The organism is Prevotella sp. P5-92 (genome assembly GCF_002251245.1).
Taxonomy (GTDB): Bacteria; Bacteroidota; Bacteroidia; order Bacteroidales; family Bacteroidaceae; genus Prevotella.
Window position 1 is genome coordinate 150,930 of the sequence record NZ_NPJG01000038.1, and the last position, 10,048, is coordinate 160,977.

The 10,048-nt window shown below is 44.3% G+C and carries 10 protein-coding genes, 1 tRNA gene and 1 pseudogene; 5 read left to right on the top strand and 7 right to left on the bottom strand.

The window, feature by feature from the left end:
• The first annotated feature begins 76 nt into the window (after positions 1-76).
• The 5 genes from CIK99_RS04160 (at position 77) to CIK99_RS04180 (ending at position 4,053) form a co-directional block, all read left to right on the top strand.
• Positions 77-655, top strand: coding sequence for a thymidine kinase (locus CIK99_RS04160; protein ID WP_094380076.1), 579 nt, complete (start codon positions 77-79; stop codon positions 653-655).
• Between the two features lie 43 nt (positions 656-698).
• Entirely contained in the window at positions 699-1,847 is a 1,149-nt protein-coding gene (locus tag CIK99_RS04165; RefSeq protein ID WP_094380078.1) for an AI-2E family transporter, read from the top strand.
• Positions 1,848-1,926: 79 nt separating this feature from the next.
• Positions 1,927-1,999: transfer RNA gene (locus CIK99_RS04170), tRNA-Lys, on the top strand.
• Positions 2,000-2,624: 625 nt separating this feature from the next.
• Complete coding sequence (locus CIK99_RS04175; RefSeq protein ID WP_094380080.1) at positions 2,625-2,945, top strand: type II toxin-antitoxin system RelE/ParE family toxin; 321 nt, start codon at positions 2,625-2,627, stop codon at positions 2,943-2,945.
• Entirely contained in the window at positions 2,938-4,053 is a 1,116-nt protein-coding gene (locus CIK99_RS04180) for a HigA family addiction module antitoxin (RefSeq protein WP_094380082.1), read from the top strand. Before CIK99_RS04175 ends, CIK99_RS04180 begins: the two co-directional genes overlap by 8 nt.
• 52 nt (positions 4,054-4,105) lie before the next feature.
• Here CIK99_RS04180 and CIK99_RS04185 read toward each other — a convergent pair whose 3' ends face one another.
• The 7 genes and pseudogenes from CIK99_RS04185 to CIK99_RS04215 all read right to left on the bottom strand — a co-directional run bounded on the left by CIK99_RS04185 (position 4,106) and on the right by CIK99_RS04215 (position 9,605).
• Entirely contained in the window at positions 4,106-5,410 is a 1,305-nt protein-coding gene (locus CIK99_RS04185) for an NCS2 family permease (RefSeq protein ID WP_094380084.1), read from the bottom strand.
• Positions 5,411-5,428: 18 nt separating this feature from the next.
• Entirely contained in the window at positions 5,429-6,790 is a 1,362-nt protein-coding gene (locus CIK99_RS04190; RefSeq protein ID WP_094380086.1) for a uracil-xanthine permease family protein, read from the bottom strand.
• A 24-nt stretch (positions 6,791-6,814) separates the two neighbouring features.
• Positions 6,815-7,306 (bottom strand): histidine kinase dimerization/phospho-acceptor domain-containing protein, encoded by a 492-nt coding sequence (locus tag CIK99_RS04195; protein ID WP_216822782.1) that lies wholly within the window; start codon positions 7,304-7,306, stop codon positions 6,815-6,817.
• Between the two features lie 372 nt (positions 7,307-7,678).
• Positions 7,679-8,140, bottom strand: coding sequence for a DUF6169 family protein (locus CIK99_RS04200; protein WP_254047719.1), 462 nt, complete (start codon positions 8,138-8,140; stop codon positions 7,679-7,681).
• A gap of 47 nt (positions 8,141-8,187) precedes the next feature.
• Positions 8,188-8,343 carry a protein tyrosine phosphatase gene (locus CIK99_RS04205; protein ID WP_094380092.1) on the bottom strand — a complete coding sequence of 52 codons (156 nt, stop codon included), beginning with the start codon at positions 8,341-8,343 and terminating at the stop codon, positions 8,188-8,190.
• Positions 8,344-8,897: 554 nt separating this feature from the next.
• Positions 8,898-9,323, bottom strand: a pseudogene (locus CIK99_RS04210) (hypothetical protein); the annotation flags it as partial.
• A gap of 18 nt (positions 9,324-9,341) precedes the next feature.
• Entirely contained in the window at positions 9,342-9,605 is a 264-nt protein-coding gene (locus CIK99_RS04215; protein ID WP_094380096.1) for a hypothetical protein, read from the bottom strand.
• Between the last annotated feature and the right edge of the window lie 443 nt (positions 9,606-10,048).

Consider the following 10,048-nt stretch of genomic DNA (forward strand, 5'->3'; position numbering starts at 1 on the left):
AAATTATTGGCAAATGACGAAAAAAAAGCCCAAAAACTTTGCATATTTTAATACGTATTTGTAATTTTGTGCCCAAATGATAGAAAACTTAACAGGGGAAGCGCACCGTCCCGGCAGAATTGAAGTGGTGTGCGGATCGATGTTCTCGGGCAAGACTGAGGAGCTCATCCGTCGTTTGAAGAGGGCGAAATTCGCCCGTCAGAAGGTGGAGATCTTTAAGCCTTCAATAGACAAGAGATACTCCGATGAAGAGGTCGTCAGTCACGACAGCAATGCCATCATGTCAACACCCATTGACTCCTCGGCACAGATCTTGCTGATGTCTTCCGATATCGATGTAGTAGGCATCGACGAGGCTCAGTTCCTCGACGATGGTATTGTCGAAGTGTGTAACGAATTGGCCAACCGTGGCGTCCGTGTCATCGTTGCTGGTCTCGACATGGACTTCCGTGGCATCCCTTTCGGCCCCATGCCGGCCTTATGTGCCATAGCCGACGATGTGCAGAAGGTGCATGCCATTTGTGTGAAGTGTGGTGCCCTGGCTTATGTCAGCCATCGCATCGTGGAGGGCGAGAAGCGGGTGCTCATTGGCGAGACCCGCGAATATGAGCCTCTCTGCCGCGAGTGTTACAAGAAATGTGTCAGCCAGAGCTAACGACGCCCTCACTATTTAGTCATCAATCACCATTTATATATATATGTTGGAAAAGACCATTACATTTGACCGCTTTGTCCGTGGGATGCTCACGGCCCTGCTTATAGGGGCAATATTGTTTGTTGTCAACTATCTGAGCAATGTGCTGCTGCCGTTTTTTGTGGCGTGGCTGTTGGCGTACATGCTCTATCCCATAGTGTCGTTTGTGCAGCATCGTATGCACGTCCCGGGGCGAGCCCTCTCCATCATCGTCACCCTGGTCTTCGTGCTGTCTGTCATAGCAGGCATTGTCTATCTCATCATACCTCCAATGATAGAGCAGTTTGAAAAACTTGGCGAACTGGTCACACGTTATCTCCATCAGACTACTCATATCGGCAATTTCCCCTTGGCAGTGCGCCAGTGGCTTGACCAGAACAGCGACGAGATTCAACGTTTCTTCCGCAATAAGGAGGTTTCTGAGGCCATACGCAATGCTATGCCAAAGCTTTTTGCTGTCATCACCGAGACGGCAAATGTCATCATAAGCATCATAGCGTCGCTCGTCACTCTCATCTACCTCTTTTTTATATTACTCGACTACGAAGTGTTGTCACAGGGATTCATACGCATGTTCCCTAAGAAGAATCGACCCTTCTGGCGTTCGCTCATGGACGACGTTGAACGTCAGCTCAATAGCTACATCCGCGGACAGGGGTTGGTGGCGCTGTGTATAGGCATCCTCTTCTGCATCGGTTTCACCATCATTGGCTTCCCTATGGCCATTGGCCTTGGCATTCTCATGGGACTGCTCAGTCTCGTGCCATACGTCCATGGCTTTGGACTTATCCCCATCGCTCTTCTTGCTGGACTAAAGGCTGTCGATACTGGTCAGAACTACTGGGTTATCCTCATATCCGCACTTGCCGTATTTGCCATCGTGCAACTCATAACCGACATGGTGCTCACACCCAAGATTATGGGGAAGGCCATGGGACTCAACCCCGCCATTCTTCTCCTCTCTCTCTCCGTGTGGGGCGCCCTCTTAGGCTTTATTGGCCTGATAATTGCCTTGCCTCTCACCACACTACTCATTGCTTATTATAAGCGGTATGTGACCAAAGAAGGGGATGAAATAGAAGGTGAAAATATGGAGATAATGGCAGACGAGAAGGTACAAAAAGAAGAAATAGAAGAGAAAAAACAGGTATAAACGAAAAAAAACGGGAATTTATTTGGCTATTTCAAAAAAACTTCGTACCTTTGCACCGCTTTTAAAAAAGTGGCCCGATGACTCGCTAGCTCAGCTGGTAGAGCACAACACTTTTAATGTTGGGGTCATGGGTTCGAGCCCCATGCGAGTCACAGTAAAGCCCAAATGGTCAGAAATAAAGGACTTCTTCGGAAGTCCTTTTTTCATGTCTATATCCAAAGTCAAATAGTTGATTATTAATAGTGTGATTATATCACGAATGAAGCCGATAATGATTGTGAAAATCACTTAATTTGTGCCCAAAAATAAACAAATTGTTTATAAAACGGCATTATTTTCAACCGTTATGATGGTTTCTCATTTATTTGTTGTAATATGTTTAGATACATCCGCGAAACGTCCGTCTTGGATGAAGGACGAGTGCTTTGATGTATGCTTCAGGCCATTTCGCACGAATGTTTTTAAGGTTACAGAAACCATAGAGGAAGATGTCAAAGGCGGCAAACTTTACATATACAAGATAACAATACCGCAATCATTGAACAGTTATGAAGGATAGATACAGGAAACAGGTAACTTTGCAACACAATTCTTGTCAAGCATGATGTGGTTGCTTACAAAATCAGCAGAACAATGAGGAAAACAATACTTTCAAGAGCATTTGAACACTCTTTTTGTTAAAAAGGGCTATAAGTTCGATAATTTTTGATTATCAATTTTGATAATTAAAATTAAATTCATATCTTTGCAGCCAAAATATATGGCTGAAAGTAATATATGAACATAACAACAGGAGATGAAGCTTTGCTGGAATTGTTCGAAAACGGCAGGACATCCAGCAGAAAGTATAGAAAACTTCCAATAGCCGCAATCAAAGGTTATGTTAAGGCTGTCAACAAGATGAGAGCTGCGACAAGAATTGAAGACATCATGCGCGATAACGGTTTACGATACGAGAGACTTCAAGGAGACAGAAAAGACCAAGAATCCGTAAGGTGCAATGACGTCTGGAGATTGATATTCCAAAGTTCTCCTGCAGACGGCAGCATTATCATTACCGAAATAGTATTAATTGAAATTTCGCATCATTATGACTAAGTTTAGTTTCAATCAGGCAGTACCATTTGAGGCAACTCATGTAGGAGAGGTTATTAAGGATGAATTATCTGCACGTAATATGAAGCAGAGCGAATTGTCCGAACTCACAGGCATACAGAAACCCATTCTGAATGATGTCATAAGAGGCAAACGCTCTCTGACACCAGAAATGGCTTTGTTGCTGGAAAACGCTCTTGGCATTTCTGCAACATACCTTATGAACATTCAGACACAATACGAATTGGATTGTGCCAAACTGAGTGAAAAGGTTATGTTGCAGACTAAAATGCTAGAGATATGGAATGTACTTAAAGTACAAGTGTCAATACCTTTTTTCAGAAAGGTAAATATTGTCAATGGAAACATAGTCGAGGATGTGAAGCGCATCTTTGAAGTATTTGCCGTTGACAATTTAGATGATTTCTTTGGTTTGAAAGCCGAGGAGATGGAACTCTCATATTATCGCAAGTCCGACAAGGCAAAAACAGACCCTGTAGATATATTGTCATGGAAGTATTACTGCTATCATCTTTCAAAATCCGTTGAATCCCCATCATGCCCTTTTGACAAAGGGGCGGATGTTCAGGCTTTGACTATTGAGCTGAATAGTGTATTCAAGGAGAACAAGGACACGGTCAATCGGACAAAAATGGTTCTTGACAAATATGGCATCAAATTCATTGTTGTTAATAAAGTCGGACAGGTACCTGTCGACGGGATGTCATTTTGGAATGGGGACACACCAACTATTGTCATCACAGAAAGGATTGCCACCATTGACAATTTCGCCTTTACTACCTTGCATGAAGTCGGGCATGTATTCAGGCATCTTTCCCCAAACGGCAAAGCGATGATCAACCTTATGGAGGACAAGAAGAGCATAGAGGAATCTGAGGCAGATGATTTCGCTTTGAACGCAATCATTCCTAGTGCCGACTGGAAAAAGTTCATGTCAAAAACTCGCAATGTCATTCCTTACAAGATTGCTCCATATATCAAAATGGAAGCTGACAACCACAATGTTAATCCACAACTTCTGTTTGGGCGTTACAAACACGACATTGGTATATATAAGATAAAGAACTTTTTTGAGACAAAAGTTCTATGATAATCGACAAAACACCGTTGGCATTCGATTCTGTAGCCAACGGTGTTTCAATTTATTCGTCCTTGTTAATCGTGAAGAAATGACCACGTTTACGGCGTTCCCGCTCCTTCTTCATCTCAGCCGTGAAATTGAGCACAGCATAGGTTATCACACCCACGACAATGCCATCGCTGATGCTTCCGATAATTGCCATCACCAGGATGACCAGCACCGAGGGGATGGCCTCCACAGGATTGGTAAAGTTGATGTGTTTGATGGCTGCAAACATGTGGAAACTGACCACCAAGAGAATGGCACCTGTAACCACGGGCGGAATGGCCAGGAAAAGGGGTGAAAAGAAGAGGGCAAAGAGGAAGCATATCGCTGTCACCAAAGAGGTGACCCCTGTCCGGCCACCTTCGGCCACACCCGCGGCACTTTCCAGATAACTGGTACAGGTAGTGGTGCCCATCAAACCGCTCAACATTGAACTGATGGCATCCACTTGGAAGATATGAGACATGCGGCTGATGCGCCCATTGCTACGGCTCAGACTCGTATTGCTGAGTACACCTGAGACAGTACCGATGGTGTCGAAAACATCGAGGAAGAAAATAGACACCACACACACAAACATATCTATAGAGAATATGTCCTCACTCCACTCCATCTGCATAAACAGGGGTGCAGGCGATTCGGGTATCCTCATCACTTCGTCGAAACGGGTCAATCCCAAGGGAATGCCAAGAATCGTGGAGGCAATGATGCTCAAGAAGATAGCTCCCTTTACCCTATAGACAATCAGCACGCCTGACAGCATCACGCAGATGGCAAAGAGTTGTTTCTCTGGTTCGGTAACGATACTGGCCAGAGAGACAATGGCAGCTCCCGAGTCGGTCATACCTGCACTCTTGAGTCCAAGCGAGGCCAAAAATAAACCTACTCCCACCGCCGTAGCACTGCGCAGCGAGAGGGGGATGCTCTCCATAATCAGATAGCGCAACCTGGAGAAGGCAAGAGCCGTAAACAAGACACCTTCCAACAGGATGGCCGTGAGGGCGAAATGCCAGGAATAGCCCATCTGCATACACACCGTACCACTGATGAAAAAAAGCAGTCCCACACCAGGAGCCACTGCCAGAGGACGCTTGGCATAGACCGCCATCAAGAAGGTACTCACTGCACTTACCAGTGCAGTGGCCGTAAACAGAGCTGCCGTTGGAAAGGGGTCGGCCGTCCCGCCCACTCCTTCAAAAGCCTTTGGGGCCAAGGCGAGGATATAAGCCATGACAATAAAAGTACTTGTCCCGGCAAACACCTCGGTTCGCAACGAATGCTGGCTACTATTGAATCCGAATATCTTGGCTATCTTTCTCATATATCTTGTCTTTCTATTTCATGCTTGCGGCTTTTGGGGTTCATCATGATGGTCGGCAAGGCCGGTGGGGGACGAAGCATCTTCGTCAGAAGCATGCTCTTCCTGGGGAGTCAAAGCTGCTCGATTGGGAATGGCCAAATGGAGAACCAGTCCCGTGATAAAGGCAACGGTGATGGATGTGAGCCTGATATTGCCTACCCGAAGGCCTCCATCCAAGAGGAGTGCAATAATGGCGTATGCAGCGAGTGTGGAGAAGATGATGACGAGCGACCTCGCATGCCGGTTCTTTTTCTCAAGGAGTCTTGCCGTACACCAACCTACCCAGATGACCATGATATACATGATGAACGTGATACCCCCGATGACAGCTGCAGGAATACTACTGATGAGAGCTGTGAGTTTGGGACAGCAGGAAAGCACAATCATCATCACTGCCACCATACGCAGGAGGCTGGGGTCACAGATGCGGTTAAGCCGAATCAGTCCCGTTGTCTGCGTATAGGCTGTGGGCTGAGAAGCCCCAAACACAGCAGCAAGCAAGGTGGCAAGTCCGCTGGCACTGATGCTGCGCGGTAGTCCGATGATTCGCAGATAATTCTTCTTCGCAGTGCATGAGATAATAATCATATCCGCCACATGTTCGCTCAAGGCGATGACTGCCAGCGGCAACACCGTCACGAAGACGATTCCCACCATGTCAACATCCCAATGTTCGAGTACTCTGAAAGCCATGCAATCACTGTCGAAAGGAGATGCCAACCAGTGTGCACCCCGGAGTGCATCCAGCGAGAATGTGCCCCTAACGAGAGACAATACCAATCCTGCCGCCATACCAATAAAAATGGAAAACAATCTCACCCTTCCCTTGAAGAACAGTTGCGCCAAGGCCACAGCCACTATCGTGACGATGCCCGTCAGCCAGTCGGTGCGGATGGAATAAGTGGAGGAGAAAAGCATGTCGATGCCAATGACCATAATCAGCGGCGCTGCCAACGTCGAGGGAAAGAGGCTGATGACCTTCTCCCGCGGCACCATCCGGAGCAGCTGGCCCACCAACAAATAAATAACGCCGATAAACAGTGACCCGAGACAGACGTAACAATCGGCCAGCACATCAGTCATCCCCCTGCTGACAGCCTGATGATGGATGAACGTCATGCCAGCGAGTATCGTAAACGAACTGCCATAGTAGAAGGGTATCTTACCCGATGTAAAATAATGAAACATCAGGGTGGAAACACCCGAGAAAAGCAGAGCCAAAGGGATGGACAAGCCCAAAACAATAGGTACAAACACGGTACCTGCAAAAACCGCTAACAGATGCTGCAGCGAGAGAGCCAAACGCATGGCCAGTGGGTGATGGGATACATTTCGTATCATACGGAGGCCTCCTGATTGCTATGACTATTTCAATACCGACTCTACCTTCATGAGCGAGTCCATCTCGTCGAGTTTGGCCGCCACCGTATCTATCTCATGCACCACCCGGGTGAGTTGTTCACAACCTTCATGGATGCCCTGTATCACCTCACGCCGCTGCTCATCATCGAGCGGCATCGATTCGTCGGCCAGAAGCTGCACAAAACCATACATCTGGTTGAGCGGGGTGCGTATCTCATGAGCCAGGTTTTGGGTATAGACGGTCTTCTTCTTCGACAGCCGCTCAGCCTCGTCTCTGGCTTCCTCCACCAACCGGTTGGTACGCTGCAGTGCTCGGTTCTTGCGCTCCAGCAGCATCATCCCCTGACGGTGACGCACCCTCAAACCCCATATAAAGAAAATCATCATCACGCTGATAACAACACAGAGGGAGAGGAAATTCACCTTCGACCTCACTTGCAACAGTTCGTTCTGTGCTTGCAATTCAGCCAAGGTGGTGGCCGCGGATGTCAACACATTTACACATGTCAGCACAATGGACAAAAAACAGATTTTGGCCAAATGGAAACTACTGGCGGAGAGGGAGAATATCATGGGTTTCATATATCTTATGATTTGGAAGATAAACTATGTATCATAATGTTGCGATTACCTGAAAGACAGGAAAGTGATAAGCGAAAAGACACTACTAGTAGTCATCAATTCGCTGCGAAGTTAATCAAAATAGTTGATTTCCCAATCATTTTACAATAATTATGTGAAGAATTTTAAAATCTTTAACAAAAAAGCTAAAGCCCTTCGGCTTATAACCTCCCACCACAATATTACAGTTCATTAATCATCCGAGCCACCGGCTCCAAATCTGTGTCCATCCGTGAATAAATGCAATTATTCTCCTGCTGTAGGCTTTGAATTCAAGAGGTTAATAGTTGTTGTAAATTCTTTAACTATATCCGAGAATTTGGGATTATCATAACGAATAATCAAGGCCGCGAAATTCTCGTTCTCATCTTCATCATATATAGTCATCGGCTGAAAGTAATAATCATCACTCTTACCATACAAACTAAACCAATATTTAAAGAGACGGTTCCTCATCTTCTGCATACCATCCCCGGTTTCGCATATATAAAGCAGACCAGCCTGATTCTTTTCAAAGAACTCCTGAACTATTGAAAGAATTGTATCACGAACTTTTAAGTCTCTTGGAGACTTAGAGCCTTTGGGATTAGAAATTCCAAACTGGTAAGAAAGCCCTGATTGAAGTATGTCGTCTTCTTCAAAGCTGACAAATATTTCAGCAGAAGAATCAGTGATGAAACTGAAAGTTTCATCACCACGTTGTTTCACCTCATAAGGAGAATTGGAATTTATTGAAGATAACGAAAGAGGATTCATCACCAAACTTCTACTTCTACAGGGTATTCACCAGTTTGATCCTTATAACTCTCGCGTGCCAATACCTCAAGTCTTTCAACCATTCGGCGCTTAGTCTCTTTTGCTGAATTCCAACGTCTTAGAGCTTCTTCTCTTGTTATTTTTATCTTATCCATAGCAGTATATCTTTAAAAATCCGCTGCAAAGATAGTGCAAAAAATCGATTTAGCGAAGAAAAAGAGAATAAATTATCTTTTTTGAGCGTGAGATTTTTATTTAAATCGAAGACAAAACCAAATTTAAAGTCCAAAAACTTTTATTTTTTTTGTTGAGATGCAGCCTATCTTATCAAAATTTACTCAAATAATTCCAATCCACCAAACATTCCCCCCCCCTCTTATCAGAAACTTGCGCAGCTTGATGAGCTTGCGAATAATCCTTCATCATTAGTCAAAAGCAGTTCTCCCACAAAGTCCGCTTGCGGACCTCCATCTGTGTCCATATGTGTCATCTGTGGATATATATTTTTTTCTTCAATTTACGAATAATTCCCGAAACTTGCTTCAGCTTGATGAACACCTCTTTTAATTGACAATGTGTGAATAACTTCGCGTTCCCCTCCTCCGTCCGCCTGCGGACCTCCGTTCCCCTCCGTGTTTTCCATATGAACAGTAAGGGTTGTGTCCAACTTTTTGGGTTCACTTCATGACCTGTCCCCTGATTCGTGTCATTATCTAAACTTTACAATACAATCAATACAAACCGGTTTACCGGAAAGACTTTCAACAAAAACATTTGCAGGATGCATGTCTTCAAGATATAAGCGATTAGAAATATAATTTACCCCTAACGAATCACCATTGTCATGAAATCCTTTTGATGATACCATTAAGTCAATTTCTTCCTTTGTGGCAAGCCTAAGGCACTCGATATACGGTTGTGTCAAAATGATGCGAAATAATCCATCATCATCACGTGTAAAGCCAACAACCCGCATTATAGTTTCAGGGAAAAGGTAATTATGAAGAGCTATAGCTTCAAGCGCACGACCTAATGTGGAATAGATAGAAGCACGTAGTTTTACGACATGCGAATCTCCCATCTTGCAAAAAACCTTAGCCTCGGCTCCATGCGCAAGCTCAGGCCCAAAGTTGTCCTTAAGCCAATTTTCTGCTTAAGCAATCCATACGCCATTTTGTTCTGCCCATACCTGAATGGCCTTCTCTTGGGCCTCGTCTATTTCCCAGTTTGCTGGAGTCGTTTCGCCTTTTCCAGCATTTCCACCTGACTCAATGCTTTTTCGGGTGAAATCACATACGAGGATCGCCCCAACGAGGAGCGGACCAGCTGAGCAGACTCCTGCATGCTCTGGCTGATTAAACTTAGGAATGTCTTCTGTTCCATTTAATATATTATTAATATGTTCATCAATGTTCATAATAAAATCTTTACTTTTGACTCCAAATGGAATACACGCTGCAAAGATAGTGCAAATCGAAGACAAAACCAAATAAAAAAGCTTTTTTTTATTTTTTTTGTTGAGATGCAGCCTATCTTATCCAAAGATAGTGCAAAAAATCGATTTAGCGAAGAAAAAGAGAATGAATTATCTTTTTTGAGCGTAAGATTTTTATTTAAATCGAAGACAAAACCAAATAAAAAAGCTTTTTTTTATTTTTTTTGTTGAGATGCAGCCTATCTTATCCAAAGATAGTGCAAAAAATCGATTCAGCAAAGAAAAAGAGAATAAATTATCTTTTTTGAGCGTAAGATTGTTATTTAGGGAGTGTCGTTAAATTTTAAGATTATTTATAACTATCTATTACTCAATGTGATAGAAATTTTGTACCTTTGTAGATGATAAGAAAAATCCCCCAATCA